Source organism: Halomonas borealis (assembly GCF_004798905.1).
Lineage (GTDB): Bacteria > Pseudomonadota > Gammaproteobacteria > Pseudomonadales > Halomonadaceae > Halomonas > Halomonas borealis.
Window position 1 is genome coordinate 66,207 of the sequence record NZ_SDMO01000014.1, and the last position, 16,537, is coordinate 82,743.

Consider the following 16,537-nt stretch of genomic DNA (forward strand, 5'->3'; position numbering starts at 1 on the left):
GCAGGGTGCGAGAGCGTCGCCGGCGTCGGTAGCGCTCAGGGACGGGGGCACTGCGCCCTCGTGAAGGCGTGTTGCCGGCAGTATCAGTGGATCACCACGACAGGCTCATAGAAAGCGCGTGGGGTCGTCGCTGATCACCGCGTCGACGCCCCAGTCCCAGCGCGGTGCGAAGGCGCGGGGATCGTTGGCCGTAAAGCAGAGCAGGGCGTAGCCGGCGGCCTTGATGGCCCGGGCTCGCTCCGCCTTCAGCGGCTTCCAGTTGGCGTGCACGCTGACGGCCTGGACCGCCTCGGCGCGGGCCTGCCAGTCATGGGGCACGCGGTCGAACAGCGCGCCGAGGGCCAGCCGCTCGGGCCCGGCCAGCGCCCGGCTGGCCCTCAGCGCCCGCGCGTCGAAGGACGACACCAGTCGCCGCTCGGCGGGTAGCGCCGCCATCAGCGCCGGCACCGCCGCCTCGGCCAGCGCCAGCGGGTCGTGCCCACGGTTGACCTTGAGCTCCAGATTCACGCCCATGCCGAGCTCGACGAGCAGCGCGAGCATCTCGTCGAGGGTCGCCATGGGCTCGCCGGCGAAGGCGGGCGCGAACCAGCCGCCCGCGTCGCGCCGCCGGGCCGTGGCGAGTGTCAGCTCGGACAGCCGCTCGCGGCCGTCCGAGCAGCGTGCGATGTCGCGGTCGTGCCAGATCACCGGGGTGCCGTCGCCGAGCAACTGGACATCGAGTTCCACCCAGCGAATGCCGGCCGCCGCCGCCGCGCGTACCGCCGCCAGGGTGTTCTCCGGGGCGTGGGCCGAGAGGCCACGATGGGCGATCAGGCGTGGCACGATGAGCGGCGGCGAGCCGAGAGGCATGATGAGTGCTCCGAGCGGTGGGTGGCCTGGACGCCGTGCCGCAGGCGGGAGAAGATGGCAACGACGCACCGACCGGGGCGTCGCCGGGTCGGCGCTGGGTACAGGAGGTCTCCATGAGACATTACATCGGCGACTGGCTGAGCCGCTACCTTACCAAGCCGCTGCCCGGGTTGAAGACCCTCGATCCGGTGGATTACCCACGGCTGGTGGCCTGCCTGCGACCCGGCGACGTGCTGGTGATCGAGGGCAATACCCGGATCAGCACGGCGATCAAGTATCTCACCCAGTCGACCTGGTCGCATGCCGCCCTGTACGTGGGCGAGGCCTTCGAGGCGGCCGGCGGCGGGCCGCTGGGGCTGATCGAGGCCGACATGCGCGAGGGCGTGCGTCGAGTCGGGCTCGAGGACTACGCCGACCTGCACTGCCGTATCTGCCGTCCGGTGGGTCTGGACGCCTCGGAGGTGGCGCAATTGATCGACTTCGCCGGGGCACGCCTGGGCGAGCGCTATGATCTGCATCATGTCTTCGACCTGGCGCGCTATCTGTTGCCGATGCCCCCGGTGCCGTCGCGCTGGCGGCGCCCGATGCTGGTGTTGGGCAGCGGGGACCCCACCCGCGCGATCTGCTCCACGCTGATCGCCCAGGCCTTCCAGTCGATCCGCTATCCGATCCTGCCGCGTAGGGTGCTCGCCGAGTCGCGGGATGCGGCCGGTGGGGGCGACGAGATCCAGGTGCTATACCCCCGCCACTATAGCCATTTCGTGCCCCGCGACTTCGATGTCTCGCCGTATTTCCAGGTCGTCAAGCCGACCCTGGATCGTCATTTCGATCATCGACACCTGATATGGGGAGCCGTGCCCGATGAGGGCGGGGCAGGCCGGACGGAGTGACGCGTCTGTGCTAGGCTGCGCGCTTTCATGCCCGGTCGCGCCGGGCATCGGAGCTTGGGACACCTTGAGACAGGCAGCGAAGGAGAGTCAGACGCGATGAGAGTGGTGCATATCAAGAACGCGGCCCAGCGCGAGGCCTGCCTGGCGCGGCTGTGCGCCGAGGCCTATGGCCAGGAGGCCGGCATCGCGCCGTTGGTGACCTTCGCCGGCGTGACGGGCGTGCTGTTCCCACAGGAGGCGGCACGGTTGCTGGCGATGGTCGACGACCAGGGGCATCCGCTGGCGCTGGCCCTGCTGGCGTTGGACGAGACGGGCGAAGGCATGACGATCATGCAGCTGGCGGATCTGGCCACCGAGACGGTGACTGCCCCGGCGATGCGACTGGTCGGCGAGCTGGCGCTGCGCGCACCGTTACGCGTGGATGCCACCGACGAGGCCCAGCAGGCGCGCTTCCGTGAGGCCGGCATCGAGCGCTGGTTCGAAGGCCAGGGCGGCGTGCGGATCGGCCTGTCGAAGCGCCATCCGGCCACCGGGCTCGAGGATCTGCCGCGCACCCTTACGGTAGACGAAAAGGGTGTCGTGCAGTCGTTCAAGCGCGACCAGGCGCAGTTCGAGGACTATAAGCAGCGCTTCGTCGATGGCCTGGAGGCCTTCCCCACCACGCTGTGAGGCGCCATGCGCGAGATGCCGGGCGCCGCTCGATGGCGTCGCCGTGGGGGCGTCAGGGCTATGGCGTCGCGCTCGGCGCTTGACCCGGCGTGTCGGGGGCGCTTGACTGGTCGGCCCCTTCATCAGCGGCGTCTAGGAGACCAGCATGGCCAAGCGCATCCAGTTTTCCCGCACCGGTGGGCCCGAGGTGCTCGAGCTCATCGATGTCACCCCCGCCGAGCCGGGGCCCGGCGAGGTTCGGGTCCGCAACCAGGCGGTGGGCCTGAACTTCATCGACATCTACTTCCGTACCGGCCTGTATCCGGCGCCGGCGCTGCCCTCTGGGCTCGGCACCGAGGGTGCGGGGGTGGTCGATGCCGTGGGCGAGGGCGTCGAGCATCTGACGGTCGGCGATCGTGTGGCCTATGCCCAGGGGCCGCTTGGTGCCTACGGCGAACAGCACGTGCTGCCGGGCGAGAAGGTCGTGGCGCTGCCCGAGGGCGTCGCGATGGAGACCGCCGCCGCGGCGATGCTCAAGGGCCTCACCGTGCAGTACCTGCTGCGCCAGACCTATCCGCTCCAGGGCGGCGAGACCATCCTCTGGCATGCCGCCGCCGGGGGCGTCGGCTCCATCGCTTGCCAATGGGCGAAGGCGCTGGGCGTGAAGCTGATCGGCACGGTGAGTTCGCCGGAAAAGGCGGCGCTGGCCGAGAAGAACGGGGCCTGGGCGACCATCGACTATACTCGCGAGGACGTCGCCGAGCGGGTCCGTGAGCTGACCGACGGCGCGATGTGCGACGTGGTCTACGACTCGGTGGGCAAGGACACCTGGGAAACCTCGCTCGATTGCCTGAAGAAGCGTGGCCTGATGGTCAGCTTCGGCAACGCCTCGGGAGCGGTGGAGGGCGTCAACGTCGGCATCCTCAATCAGAAGGGCTCGCTGTTCGTGACTCGCCCGAGCCTCAACGGCTACGCCGACACCCGCGAGCGCCTCGAGGCTATGGCCGCCGACCTGTTCGCGCGGCTGGCAAGCGGCGAGGTGACGATCGACATCGGTCAACGCTATCCGCTGGCCGAGGCCGCCCAGGCCCAGCAGGCGCTGGCGGAGCGGCGGACCACCGGATCGACCATTCTGATTCCCTGAGCGTGAAGTGCTTCTCATGCCTGACCACGGCCCCGCGCCCTACCGGACGCGGGGCCGTCGGCGTGGCAGGAGTGCGCGTCACAGCGCGTCGCCGAGCTCGCCGATCATGTGCTCGCGGCGTTGCAGCGAGGCCACCCCGTCCTCGCCCAACTGGCTTGCCACCTCGCTCAAGAGTCCCTCGGACAGCAGCATGAAGGCGCACATGGCGTTGCTGAAGAACAGGCTGTGGTTCGGTACCGCGAAGCATTCATCGGCGGCCCGGGCGAGCGGCGAGTTCGTGACATCGGTCAAGGCGATCACCGTCACGCCCTGGCGGGCGGCCACCTCGGCGGCGGTCAGCACGCTCGGGGTATAGGGAAAGGCGCTGATCACCACCAGCACATCGTCGCCATCGAGCCGGGCCAGGGCATCCGCGATGCCGTGGCCGGCGGCATCGAGCGGTGCGGCGTCGGGGCGCAGCATGCCCAGCCCATAGGCCAGGAACGAGGTCAGCGAGGCGAACTGGCGACGACCATGAATCCTCACCCGCCGGGCCTCCGCCAGCCGCCGTGCGGCGCGTTCCAGGGCCTCGCCGTCGATGCTCGCCACCATGTCGCCGATATTGGCGCTTTCCTGGCGGCCCAGGCGGGTCAGCCGGCCGAGCGCGTCGTCGCCCTGTTCTCCCTCCAGCAGCCGCGAGACCTGGTCGCTGTAGAAGTGCTGCCCCTCGGTGACGTGGCGGCGGAATATCGCCTGCAGTCCGGCGAAACCCTCGAAGCCGAGCCGCTGCGAGAGTCGCGAGAGGGTCGAGGGGCTGACGCCCAGGCGCACCGCCAGGTCGCTGATCGAGGAGACCGCGGCCTGCTGAGGCGCGCCGGTCAGCGCCGCCAGCACCTGCCGCGAGCGTTTACCCAGGCGTAGCTCGCCGTGCCCGGCCTCGAGGTCGGCGAGCAGGCGCTCGAGGTCGTCCAGGGTAGCGAGTCGAGAGGGCGAAGTGGCGGTCATGAGGGGCGAGGGCTCCCGGGCGCTGAGGAATGAGGCGAGGCATGCAGGAGAGGGCATTGTAGCGATCGCGAGGGGTGGCGTCAGGGTCGTCGAGGCATGTGTTGCAAATATATTTGCATTTAATGAGAATGGGCAATGTATTTGCACAACCCCCTCGGGAGAGTCGCATGAGTCACGTCTTCCACCGCCACCTCAAGCAGCACTACCCCACGGCCGTGCGCGGCGAAGGGCCCTACCTGATCGATGCCGAGGGGCGGCGCTACCTGGACGCCAGCGGCGGCGCCGCGGTTTCCTGCCTGGGCCATAGCGACGTCGAGGTCAGCGAGGCGATCCGTGAGCAGGTCGGCCGGCTGGCCTATGCCCACACTTCGTTCTTCACCAACGAGCCGATGGAGGCGCTGGCCGACTTCCTGATCGAGCGGGCACCCGAGGGGGTGTCCTCGGCGTATTTCGTCTCGGGTGGCTCCGAGGCGGTGGAGGCGGCGCTGAAACTGGCGCGGCAGTACTTCATCGAGCGCGGCGAGCCCGAGCGCCGGCATCTGATCGCCCGGCGCCAGAGCTATCACGGCAACACCCTCGGGGCGCTCGCCACCGGTGGCAACGCCTGGCGGCGTCGACCGTTCGAGCCGCTGTTGGCGGAGGTCAGCCATGTCAGCCCCTGCTACGCCTATCGTGGCCAGGCATCGGATGAGACCGCGGAGGCCTATGGCGAGCGGCTGGCCCGTGAGCTCGAGGCCGAGATTCATCGCCTGGGGCCGCACACGGTGATGGCCTTCGTCGCCGAGCCGGTGGTGGGCGCGACGCTCGGCGCGGTACCCGCGGTGCCGGGCTACTTCCGGCGCGTGCGCGAGATCTGCGACCGCCACGGGATTCTCTTGATCCTCGATGAGGTGATGTGCGGCATGGGGCGCACCGGCAGCCTGTTCGCCGCCGAGCAGGAAGGCGTGGCGCCGGACCTGGTGACCATCGCCAAGGGCCTCGGCGCCGGCTACCAGCCGATCGGCGCGACCCTGGTCGGCGAGCACATCCGTTCGGCCATCGCCGAGGGCTCCGGCTTCTTCCAGCACGGCCATACCTACATCGGCCATGCCACCGCCTGTGCCGCGGCGCTGGCGGTGCAGCGTGCCATAGAGTCCCGCGATCTGCTGGCCCGCGTCCGGGTATTGGGCGACGGGCTGCAGCGGCGCCTGGAGGATCGCCTCGGTGCGCATCCCCATGTCGGCGATATCCGTGGCCGCGGGCTGTTTCGCGGCCTCGAGCTGGTCGCCGATCGCGACGACAAGACGCCGTTCGATCCCGAGCGCCGGCTGCACGCCGAGCTCAAGCGCACCGCCATGGATCAGGGCCTGATGTGCTACCCCATGGGCGGTACCCTCGACGGTCGGCGCGGCGACCATATCCTATTGGCGCCGCCGTTCATCCTCGAAGAGGCCCATCTCGACGAGCTCGTCGACAAGCTCGACACGACCCTGCGACGCGTCCTCGGCGCCCACTGACCACACGAAGGAGTCCACGATGCCGATCACCTCCCGTCTGCCGGCGCTCGACGACGCCACGGCGTCAGCGGCACAACGCCGCGTGCTGGACGCCATCCTCGGCGGCCCACGCGGCAACCTCGATGGCCCCTTCCTGGCCTGGATCCACAGCCCGGAGCTGGCCGATCACGCCCAGCGCCTGGGGGCCTTCTGCCGCTATGGCACGCGCCTGGACACGCGGCTCACCGAGCTGGCGATCCTGTTCACCGCCTCCTGGTGGCAGTCCCAGGCGGAGTGGCAGATTCATGCCCCTATCGCCCAGGAGGCCGGCGTCTCCGCGGCGCTGATCGAGGCGCTGCATGAGGGACCGGACGCCGATCATGCGCTGGATGTGGCGCGCGACGACGAGGCGCTGGTGATACGCCTGGGGCAATCACTGTATACCACCCGGCGCGTCAGTGATGCGCTCTACGCCGAGGCGGTGGCGGCCTTCGGCGAGCCGGCGGTGGTCGAGCTGGTCGGCGTGTTCGGCTACTACGCGCTGGTGGCGATGACGCTCAATGTCTTCGCGGTGCGCCGTGGCGACGAGCCGCTGCCGTTTCCCGAGCCGCCGCGGGGCCACGCGCCTCAGGATTGAACGGCCATCCTGGCGCGCACACTGGTGGGATGAGGGATTAGCGACGATGCTGGTGACAGGGGGCGCCGCCGTGTCCGCCGCCCGCGTTACGCCACAGGGAGGTGAACCGCCATGACCGACAGCACACAGGTCTTCTGCCTGCTCGGGGCGACCCTGGCGGCCTTCGTGTGGGGGCGTTTCCGTTACGACCTGGTGGCGTTGGCGGCGCTGCTTTCGTCGGTACTGCTGGGGCTGGTGCCCGCCGAGGAGGCCTTCCTCGGCTTCGGTCATCCGGCGGTGATCACCGTGGCCGCGGTGCTGGTGCTCAGCCGCGGCTTCGAGCGTTCGGGGCTGGTCGACGTGATCGCCGAGCAGGCATTGCGCGTCGGCGATCGCCTGATCCTGCAGACCCTGGTGCTCAGCGGCACCGTGCTGGTGCTCTCCGGGATCATGAACAACGTCGGTGCCCTGGCACTGATGTTGCCGGTGGCATTGCGCCTGGCCCGTGAGCACGATAGTCCTCCCTCGCTGCTGCTGATGCCGTTGGCCTTCGGCTCACTGCTCGGTGGCCTGACGACCCTGATCGGTACGCCTCCCAACATCATCATCTCGGCCTATCGGCGCACGCTGACCGGCGAGGGCTTCGGCATGTTCGAGTTCTTTCCCGTCGGCGCCAGCGTGGCCCTGGTGGGGTTGGTGGTCATCGTGCTGGCCGGCCGCCACCTGGTGCCGCAGCGAGCCGGCAAGGCCTCGATGGAGGCGATGTTCGATACCGCCCATTACCTGATCGAGCTGCATGTGCCCGAGGAGGGCAAGGCGGTGGGCTGGTCGCTGCGCGACCTGCGGCGGGCCCTGGAGGAGCCGATCCCGGTGCTGGCGGTGGTGCGTGGCGAGAAACGCCACCCCGGGCATGTCTTCCTCGGTACCCTCCAGGCCCACGACATCCTGCTGGTGGAGGCCGGCCCCGACGAGATGGCGCTGCTCGAGGACAAGGCGGGGCTGGTGATGGGCGTCGAGTCGGAGCATGAGGACGAGCATGACGCGGACGAGGGTCGCGCCGCGATGGACACCGAGGGCCTCCAGCTGGCGGAGGCGGTCATACGCAACGACTCGGTGATGCAGGGCCGCACGGTCGGCCAGCTGCGCCTGCTCAACCAGTTCGGCCTGCATCTGGTCGCGGTGGCCCGGGATGGTGGGCGTCTCGATCAGCGATTGCGCGACATTCGTTTCCGCGCCGGCGACGTGCTGCTGCTGCAGGGTGGCGAGGATGACCTCGGCGAGAGCCTGACGACCCTGGGCTGCCTGCCGTTGGCCCGGCGCAACCTGGCCCTCGGCCAGCCGCGTCGGCTACTGCTCTCGGTGGCGATATTCGCGGTGGCGATCATGACCATGATGCTCGACTGGCTGCCCGCGGCGGTGGCGCTCTCCGGCGCCGCCCTGGTCTCGCTGTTGGTCGGCGTGCTGAGCCTGCGCGAGGCCTATCAGGCCATCGACGGCCCGGTGATCGTGCTGCTCGGCGCGATGATCCCGGTGGGCCAGGCGTTGGAGACCAGTGGCGGCGCCGGGCTCATCGCCGAGACGCTGCTGGTGCTGGGCGGCGACTGGCCGGTGGTGCTCACCCTGGCCGGGTTGTTCGCGATCGGCATGTTGCTCTCCAACGTGATCAACAATGCGGCCGCGGCGCTGCTGATGGCGCCCATCGCGGCCAGCCTGGCCGCGGGTTTCTCGGCCTCGCCGGACCCCTTCTTGATGGCGGTGGCGGTCAGCGCTTCCTGTGCCTTCCTGACGCCGATCGGCCATCAGTCCAACACCCTGGTGATGGGCCCGGGAGGGTATCGCTTCGGCGACTATTGGCGGCTGGGGCTGCCGCTGTCGCTTGCCGTGATGGCGGTGGCGCTGCCGCTGATCCTCTGGGTCTGGCCGCTCTAGCAGCCTTCCCAGGCGTCATGCTGAGGCGCCTGCCAGGGGGAGCAATAAAATGCCCCGGCGGGTTGCCGGGGCATCGTCGTGGAGGGGAGGGGGCGTCAGGCCGGGTGGTGGCGCAGGACCTTGGATTTGTCGGTGACGAAGGCGTCGTATTCGAAGTCGTCGACGGTCAGCATGTCCAGCACCTCCGCTTCGCGCTGGCGCATGAAGGTGGCGTCGTCCTCGCCGATCAATCCGGCGGCGAGGGCAGCCTCGACCTGCTGCTCGGGGTGCAGGGCCTCGGCCGAAATCTCGCCCTTGGCATGGGCCTTGCCGACGGTGCGATACAGCGCCTCGGCGCGTTCCTGGGTGGCCAGCAGGGCATTGTAGCGGGCCAGCGGGTTATCCTGCGGCCCGTCGTCGGCATCCCAGGTGTTGGTCAGCAGGCGTTGGCGCAGGGCGCTGTCGCGGGTCACGGCCTGGGCGATGGACCGCGTCAGGTCGTCGTCGGGGCGTGACCAGCGACGGCCGCGGGGCATCACCAGCACGCGCAGCATCCGGCCCAGGGCGCGATTGGGCAGGTTGTCGAACAGCTCATCGAAGGCCTGCTCGGTGCGCTCCAGCAACAGACGCGCGGCGTAGTGGAGCAGGGTGTCTTCCTGCTCGACGCGCTCGCCCTCGTGCCATTGCTTGAGCATCAGGCTCGCCAGGTAGAGGTTGGAGAGCACATCGCCGAGGCGCGCGGAGAGCATCTCGCGTTGCTTGAGCTTGGAGCCGAGGCTGGCCATGGCGGCGTCGGCGGTGAGCGAGAAGCCGGCGGAGAGCCGCGCGATCTCTTGTGCGTAGGGTGCGGCGACGTCGTCGAAGGGCACGCTCGCCCGTCCGAGGCCGAATCCCAGGGTGAGGGCACGAGCGGCGTTACCGAAGATCAGCCCGGCATGGCCGAAGAAGGCGCTGTCGAAGGCGCTGACATCGTCGTTGTCCTTGGCGGCCAGTTCCTCGAGTACGTAGGGATGGCAGCGGATCGCCCCCTGACCGAAGATCATCAGGTTACGGGTCATGATGTTGGCGCCTTCGACGGTGATGGCCACCGGGTTGGCGCTATAGCCGATGCCCAGGTAGTTGCGTGGGCCGAGCGTCACCGCCTTGCCGCCGTGGATGTCCATGGCATCGGCCAGGATCAGGCGCTGGAACTCGGTGAGCTGGCTCTTGAGGATCGCCGAGGGCACCGCCGGCTTCTCGCCGTGGTCGATGGTGTTGGCGGTCTGGTAGACCGCGGCCTGGGCGATGTAGCCGAGCGCCGCCATGCGGGCCAGCGGCTCCTGGACGCCTTCCATCTCGGCCACCGGGACGTTGAACTGGCGGCGGATGCGCGCGAAGCCGCCGCTCCAGCCCAGGGCGTAGCGGGCGGTGCCGGTGGCGCCGGAGGGCAGGGTGATGCAGCGGCCCACCGACAGGCACTCGACCAGCATGCGCCAGCCCTGGCCGATCATCGCCTCGCCGCCGATGATGGTGGATAGCGGCACGAAGACGCGCTCGCCCTTGATCGGGCCATTGAGGAAGGGGCTGCCGATGGGATGGTGGCGACGGCCGATCTGCATGCCTTCGGTGTCGCGCGGAACCAGCGCCAGGGTGATGCCGCGGTCCTCTTCCTCGCCGAGCAACCGGTCGGGATCGAACAGCCGGAAGGCCAGGCCGACCACGCTGGCGATCGGTGCCAGGGTGATCCAGCGTTTCTCGAAGGTCAGCTCGAGCCCCAGCACCGTTTCGCCGTCGATCTCGCGGCGCACCACCGTGCCGATATCGGGCAGCGAGGTGGCGTCAGAGCCGGCGCGCGGGCCGGTCAGGCCGAAGCAGGGAATCTCACGGCCGTCGGCCAGTCGCGGCAGGTAGTGATCCTTTTGTTCCTCGGTGCCGTACTTGAGCAGCAGCTCGCCGGGGCCGAGGGAGTTGGGCACGCCGACGGTGACCATCAGCGTCTCGTTGACGGCCAGCTTCTGCAGCACCATCGACTGAGCCTTGGCGGAGAAGCCGAGGCCGCCGTATTGCTGGGGAATGATCATGCCGAAGAAGCCTTCGCGCTTGATGTAGTCCCACAGCTCCTGGGGCAGATCGGCGCGTTCGCGGGCGATGTCCCAGTCGTTGCACATGCCGGCGGCGACGCCGCACTGATGGTCGAGGAAGGCGCGCTCGGCGTCGGTCAGGCCGTCGTCACGGTAGGCCAGCAGCCGCTGCCAATCGGGGCGACCGGTGAACAATTCGCCGTCCCAGGCCACGCTGCCGGCCTCCAGGGCGGTACGCTCGGTGGCCGAGACCTTAGGGGCGACGCGCTTGAACATCGCGAACAGGCGTGGCGTCAGCCAGCGCCGGCGCAGCATGGGCAGGCCACAGGCGGCGATGGCCGCGGTGGCGACGAGCAGCAGCACGCCGATGACGATGGCGCCGGAGGCCAGCCCGGCCAGCCCGGCGAGACCGGTCACGGCCAGGGCGGGCAGGGCGCCCGCCTCGCGGCGCATCACGATGAGCAGGCCGGCAACGGCCAGTAACAGCAAGAACAGGGTCAGCATGGTGGCGGCTCCGTAGTATTCGAACACTTGTTTGAATGTCTTCAGACTAGCCCATTCGGTGCCTGCTCGCCAATACCCGAGTCGCGATGCATCATCCAACGGTGGCGATGAAAGGGCCGACTGGGCGACACAGGGCGCGCTGAATGCGTCGCCGGGCGCCGCCTTTGCCGTCGATGGTAAGAACCGCCCCGGTGCCCTGTCACCATGCGCTGGGGCATCCAACGCGAGACGCCCCGCTGGAAGCGGGGCGTCGCGGTGGTGCCGGCGGTTTGATCAGTTCGTGGGGCGCCGCGGTGGCCGCTGGGCGGGGGTGTCCTGGGCGACATAGTAGGGCGCATCGCTCTTCGGTAGCGGCTCGCGGCCACGGATGCTGTCGGCCAGTTTCTCGGCCAGCATGATCGTCGGCGCGTTGAGGTTGCCGGTGGGGATCACCGGGAACAGCGAGGCATCGATCACCCGCAAGGCCTCGACGCCGTGGACCCGACCGGCACCGTCGACCACGGCGTCGTCGCCGTCACCCATGCGACAGGTGCCGCAGGGATGGTAGGCGGTCTCGGCGTGTTCGCGGACGAAGGCATCGAGCTCGGCGTCGCTCTGCACGTTCGGCCCCGGAGAGATTTCGCGGCCGCGATACTCGTCCATGGCCGGCTGTTCGATGATCTCGCGGGTCAGGCGAATGGCGTCGCGGAACTCCTGCCAGTCCTTCTCGGTAGACATGTAGTTGAACAGGATCGAGGGCGCGGCCTTGGGGTCCAGCGAGGTCAGGCGTACCCGGCCCTCGCTCTCGGAGCGCATGGAGCCGACGTGGGCCTGGAAGCCGTGGGCCTGCACCGCGCTCTTGCCGTTGTAGCTGATGGCGATGGGCAGGAAGTGGTACTGCAGGTTCGGCCATGCCTCGTCATCGCGGCTACGGATGAATCCGGCGGCCTCGAACTGGTTGCTGGCGCCCACGCCGCTGCCGAACAGCATCCACTCGGCGCCGATCTTCGGCTGGTTGAACCACTTGAGCGCCGGATACAGTGAGATCGGCTGTGTGCACTCGTACTGGATGTACATCTCCAGGTGGTCCTGGAGATGCTGCCCGACGTTGTCGTTGACCTTGACCGGCGTGATGCCGAGTTCGTCGAGCACATCTTTCGGGCCGATGCCGGAGCGTTGCAGGATCTGCGGTGAGGCGATGGCGCCGGCGCACAGCAGCACCTCGCGCCGCGCCTTGACCTGCTGTGGCTGGCCGCCGCGTGTGTAGCGTACGCCGCTGGCGCGCTGGCCCTCGAAGGTGATCACATCGGTGGTGGCGCGGGTCTCGATGGTCAGGTTGGCGCGTGGCTTGGCCTGATCGAGATAGCCGCGCGCCGTGGAGGCGCGCCGGCCCTTGGGAGTGACGAAGCGGTCCATGGGGCCGAAGCCTTCCTGCTGGTAGCCGTTGACGTCCTCGGTGGCCGGGTAGCCGGCCTGATGACCGGCCTCGATGAAGGCGTGATAGAGCGGATTGTTGCCTGCCTTCGGGGTGGCCACGCTGACCGGGCCATCGCCGCCGTGGTAGTCATTGGCGCCGATGTCGCGGGTCTCGGCCTTCCTGAAGTAGGGCAGGCAGTCGGCGTAGCTCCAGTCCTCGAGGCCGCCGCGCTGGGCCCAGCCGTCGTAGTCCAGGGCGTTGCCGCGGATGTAGCACATGCCGTTGATCAGCGAGGAGCCACCCAATCCCTTGCCGCGGCCGCACTCCATGCGCCGGCCGTCCATGTGCGGCTCGGGGTCGGTCTCGAAGGCCCAGTTGTAGCGCTTGCCCTGTAACGGGAAGGCCAGAGCCGCCGGCATCTGGGTGCGGAAGTCGAAGCGGTGGTCGCGGCCGCCGGCCTCGAGCAGCAGCACCTCGACGTTCGGGTCCTCGGTCAGGCGGGTGGCGAGGACATTGCCGGCCGAGCCGGCGCCGATGATGACGTAATCGAACTCACGGGACTGCGACATGGAGCCTCCCTGAAACAGTCAAAAGGGTCGCATGGCGCACGGCGACTGGCCGCGCGCCCTCTGGATCGAGGGCCCGGCGGCCAGGGTCGGTGGCCGCCGGGCAGGGGATCAGAACACCGATTCGAAGGCGCCCATCTCGACCTGTACCGACTTGGTCTGGGTGTAGTGGGCCAGGGTCTCGACGCCGTTCTCGCGGCCGACGCCGGACTGCTTGTAGCCGCCCACCGGCATCTCGGCGGGGGACTCGCCCCAGGTGTTGACCCAGCAGATGCCGGCTTCCAGGCGGTGGATGACCCGGTGGGCGCGGTTGAGCCCCTCGGTGAAGACCCCGGCGGCCAGCCCGTAGGCGGTGTCATTGGCGCGGCGGATCACCTCTTCCTCGTCGTCGAAGGCGAGGATCGACATCACCGGGCCGAAGATCTCCTCGCGCACGATACGCATCTGATCGCTGCAGTCGGTGAATACCGTGGGGGCGGCCCAGGCGCCGGTAGCCCAGTCGCCCTGGTCCCAGGCTTCGCCGCCGACCAGCACGCGGGCGCCTTCCTGCTTGCCCAGGGCGATGTATGACAGCACCTTGTGCTGGTGCTCGAAGCTCACCAGCGGGCCGAAGTTGACCGTCGGGTCCTGCGGGTCGCCGGCCTTGATGCGTGCCACGCGCTCGAGGATCTTGTCCTCGAAGGCTTCCTTGACGGCGCTTGAGACGAACACCCGGGTGCCGTTGGTGCAGATCTGACCGCTGGAGTAGAAGTTGGCCATCATGGCGGCGTCGGCGGCGCGATCCAGGTCGGCGTCGTCGAACACGATCAGCGGCGACTTGCCCCCCAGCTCCATGGTCACGTCCTTGAGGCTGGACGCGGCAGAGGCCGACATCACCTTCTTGCCGGTGCCCATCTCGCCGGTGAAGGAGACCTTGTCGATGCCGGCGTGGCCGGTGATCAACTGGCCGACCCGGGCGTCGCCGTGGACCACGTTGAACACGCCGTCGGGCAGGCCGGCCTCGGTGAGGCACTCGGCGAGGGCCATGACGGTCAGCGGGGTGACCTCGCTGGGCTTGAAGACCACGGCGTTACCGGCGGCCAGCGCCGGGGCAGACTTCCAGCAGGCGATCTGGATCGGATAGTTCCAGGCGCCGATGCTGCCGATCACGCCCAGCGGCTCGCGGCGTGTATAGACGAAAGAGGTGTCGCGCAGCGGGATCTGGCTGCCTTCGATGGCCGAGGCCAGGCCGGCGTAGTATTCGAGCACGTCGGCACCGGTGACGATGTCCACCTCGGTGGTCTCGCTGATCGGCTTGCCGGTGTTACGGGTCTCCAGTGCGGCGATCTCGTCGTTGCGCTCGCGGAGCAGCGTCACGGCGCGTTGCAGCACCCGGCCGCGTTCCATGCCGGTCATCGCCGCCCAGACGCGCTGGCCACGACGGGCGGCGGCGACGGCGCTGTCCACGTCGGCCTCGTTGGCCTGCTGGACCGCGGCAAGGGTGCTGCCATCGAAGGGATTGACGACCGGGAAGGTCTCCCCGGAGGTGGCGTCCACCCGCTGGCCGTCGATGTAGAGAGATTCGATTGCGTGGGTCATGAGGACCTCCAGGTCAGGAGTCGAGTAAGAGGGGCTCGGCGTGTCGGGCGTCGAGACCCTGGGACGTGAGCAGCTGCTCGAGGTAGTCCCGGGCCAGGCCGCGGGCGCGGTCACTGTCGAGCCCGTCGGGCGTCAGGGCGCCGCGCAGCCACAGGCCGTCGATCATGGCGGCCAGGGCGCGGGCGGCATCCCGGGCCTTGGCTTTGGGCAGCAGCTGCCGGAACTGGTAGCTGAGGTTGGCATACAGGCGCCGGTCGTTGACGTTCTGCAGCCGGGCCAGGGCGGGGCGGTGCATGCTGCTGGCCCAGAAGGCCAGCCAGGTCTTGGCCACCGGTCCGGTGACCTGGGAGCGGTCGAAGTTGCCGTCGATGATGGCCGCCAGGTGGGCGATCGGTGCATCGGTCGTCAAGACTCGGCGGCGGGCCGAGATCGCCTCGCCGAGATCGTTGAGGATCTGGCGCATCGTCGCCTCCAGCAGGCCATCCTTGCCGCCGAAGTAGTGGCTGATGATGCCGGCGGAAACGCCGGCATGGCGGGCAATGCGCGCCACCGTGGCGTCGGCCAGGCCGACCTCGTCGATGGCCGCCATGGTAGCCGTGATCAGCTGCTGGCGACGGATGGGTTCCATTCCGACCTTGGGCACTGCGTTGGCTCCTCTCCCGGGGTTCGTCTTGCAACCATGCCCTGTTGCATGGTTAAGATAGCAACAGCTTGCCATTTTTTTATTGAACGTTCAATCAATAAAAGAGATGGGTATTCAGAATCTGCTATCGGGCGATACGCCTTGCCCGAGAACTGGGGAGATACGCGATGAACAAGATGACCATGGGGTTTGCGACCACCGCACTGGCGCTGTCCGCTTCACCGTTGATGGCCGCCGAGGAGGGCAGCCAGCCGATTCGCTTCGCCGAAGTGGGCTGGACGGATATCACCGCCACCACCGCCCTGGCCACCGAAGTACTCGAGTCGCTCGGCTACGAGACCCGCATCGATACCGTCTCGGTGCCCATCGCCTACTCGGGGATGAAGAATGGCGATTTCGACGTCTTCCTCGGCAACTGGATGCCGTCCATGGCCTCGATCAGTGATCCCTACGTCGAGCGCGGACAGGTGGATCGCCTGGGGGCCAATCTGGAGGGGGCCAAGTATACACTGGCGGTGCCGCAGTACGTCTACGACGCCGGGGTGACCTCGGTGGATGATCTGGCCGAGCACGCCGATCGTTTCGATGCCACGTTGCATGGCATCGAGGCCGGCAACGACGGCAACCTGCTGATCCAGGACATGATCGATGACGATGCCTCCGGGCTGGGCGACTGGAACCTGGTGGATTCCAGCGAGGCCGGCATGCTGGCCGAGCTCAAGGCGCGGACGCCGGACGAGCAGTGGATGGTGTTCCTCGGCTGGGAGCCGCATCCCATGAACACCAACTTCGACATCGCCTACCTGGAGGGTGCCGACGACTACTTCGGGCCCGACTTGGGCGGCGCCACCATCTACACCAACACACGCGCCGGCTACACCGAGGCCCGCCCCAATGTGGGAGAGCTGCTGGGTAACCTGTCCTTCACCTTGGAAATGGAAAACCAGCTGATGGCCGAGATCATGGACGAGGGCACGGATCCGCGCGAGGCGGCGCGGGCCTACCTGCAGGCGAATCCCGAGGTTCTCGAAGGCTGGCTCGACGGGGTGACCACCGCCGAGGGTGAGCCGGGGCTGCCCGCGGTCAAGGACGCGCTGTCCTCCTGAACGACGGGCAAGGCACGGCGGACTTGCCTTGGGGCAAAGCGCCGTGCATAATCCCCACCCGTCGTCGGGCTTCGCTCCCGAGACATGAAAAATGGCTACGTAGCTCAGTTGGTTAGAGCACATCACTCATAATGATGGGGTCCCCTGTTCGAGTCAGGGCGTAGCCACCA

General features: G+C 68.5%; 13 protein-coding genes and 1 tRNA gene. 8 read left to right on the forward strand and 6 right to left on the reverse strand.

The genetic code is table 11. From position 1 onward, the window contains the following. Window positions 1-105: 105 nt before the first annotated feature. Window positions 106-849, reverse strand: coding sequence for a glycerophosphodiester phosphodiesterase family protein (locus tag ETC07_RS13115; RefSeq protein WP_136248968.1), 744 nt, complete (start codon window positions 847-849; stop codon window positions 106-108). A gap of 113 nt (window positions 850-962) precedes the next feature. Between ETC07_RS13115 and ETC07_RS13120 the strand changes: the two genes are divergently transcribed. The 3 genes from ETC07_RS13120 (at window position 963) to ETC07_RS13130 (ending at window position 3,531) form a co-directional block, all read left to right on the forward strand. Further along, window positions 963-1,739, forward strand: coding sequence for a YiiX/YebB-like N1pC/P60 family cysteine hydrolase (locus tag ETC07_RS13120; RefSeq protein WP_136248969.1), 777 nt, complete (start codon window positions 963-965; stop codon window positions 1,737-1,739). Between the two features lie 96 nt (window positions 1,740-1,835). Continuing rightward, entirely contained in the window at window positions 1,836-2,408 is a 573-nt protein-coding gene (locus ETC07_RS13125) for a hypothetical protein (protein ID WP_136248970.1), read from the forward strand. 145 nt (window positions 2,409-2,553) lie between these two features. Continuing rightward, window positions 2,554-3,531: an NADPH:quinone reductase gene (locus ETC07_RS13130; RefSeq protein ID WP_136248971.1), complete on the forward strand. Its 978-nt coding sequence runs from the start codon at window positions 2,554-2,556 to the stop codon at window positions 3,529-3,531. Window positions 3,532-3,609: 78 nt separating this feature from the next. Here the strand turns inward: ETC07_RS13130 and ETC07_RS13135 are convergent, their stop codons facing one another. Further along, window positions 3,610-4,515, reverse strand: coding sequence for a MurR/RpiR family transcriptional regulator (locus tag ETC07_RS13135; protein ID WP_136248972.1), 906 nt, complete (start codon window positions 4,513-4,515; stop codon window positions 3,610-3,612). A 167-nt stretch (window positions 4,516-4,682) separates the two neighbouring features. Here ETC07_RS13135 and ETC07_RS13140 point away from each other — a divergent pair, with 167 nt between their 5' ends. The 3 genes from ETC07_RS13140 (at window position 4,683) to ETC07_RS13150 (ending at window position 8,535) form a co-directional block, all read left to right on the forward strand. Next, a complete protein-coding gene (locus ETC07_RS13140) occupies window positions 4,683-6,011 on the forward strand; it encodes an aspartate aminotransferase family protein (protein WP_136248973.1) in 1,329 nt (442 codons plus the stop codon). Between the two features lie 19 nt (window positions 6,012-6,030). Then, a complete protein-coding gene (locus ETC07_RS13145) occupies window positions 6,031-6,627 on the forward strand; it encodes a carboxymuconolactone decarboxylase family protein (RefSeq protein ID WP_136248974.1) in 597 nt (198 codons plus the stop codon). Between the two features lie 111 nt (window positions 6,628-6,738). Further along, the gene (locus ETC07_RS13150; protein ID WP_136248975.1) at window positions 6,739-8,535 is read left to right on the forward strand and encodes an SLC13 family permease; all 1,797 of its coding nucleotides are present in this window, start codon (window positions 6,739-6,741) and stop codon (window positions 8,533-8,535) included. A 95-nt stretch (window positions 8,536-8,630) separates the two neighbouring features. Here the strand turns inward: ETC07_RS13150 and ETC07_RS13155 are convergent, their stop codons facing one another. From ETC07_RS13155 to betI, 4 genes are all read right to left on the reverse strand, one after another. Continuing rightward, on the reverse strand, window positions 8,631-11,078 hold the full coding sequence (locus ETC07_RS13155) for an acyl-CoA dehydrogenase (RefSeq protein WP_136248976.1): 2,448 nt from the start codon (window positions 11,076-11,078) through the stop codon (window positions 8,631-8,633). Window positions 11,079-11,351: 273 nt separating this feature from the next. Then, a complete protein-coding gene (betA, locus tag ETC07_RS13160) occupies window positions 11,352-13,043 on the reverse strand; it encodes a choline dehydrogenase (RefSeq protein ID WP_136248977.1) in 1,692 nt (563 codons plus the stop codon). A gap of 108 nt (window positions 13,044-13,151) precedes the next feature. Beyond that, window positions 13,152-14,618 (reverse strand): betaine-aldehyde dehydrogenase, encoded by a 1,467-nt coding sequence (betB, locus tag ETC07_RS13165; protein ID WP_136248978.1) that lies wholly within the window; start codon window positions 14,616-14,618, stop codon window positions 13,152-13,154. Between the two features lie 13 nt (window positions 14,619-14,631). After that, window positions 14,632-15,261, reverse strand: a complete 630-nt coding sequence (gene betI / locus ETC07_RS13170) for a transcriptional regulator BetI (RefSeq protein WP_205742553.1) — start codon at window positions 15,259-15,261, stop codon at window positions 14,632-14,634. A gap of 167 nt (window positions 15,262-15,428) precedes the next feature. Here betI and ETC07_RS13175 point away from each other — a divergent pair, with 167 nt between their 5' ends. Beyond that, the gene (locus ETC07_RS13175) at window positions 15,429-16,367 is read left to right on the forward strand and encodes a choline ABC transporter substrate-binding protein (RefSeq protein ID WP_136248979.1); all 939 of its coding nucleotides are present in this window, start codon (window positions 15,429-15,431) and stop codon (window positions 16,365-16,367) included. A 93-nt stretch (window positions 16,368-16,460) separates the two neighbouring features. After that, window positions 16,461-16,537: transfer RNA gene (locus ETC07_RS13180), tRNA-Met, on the forward strand.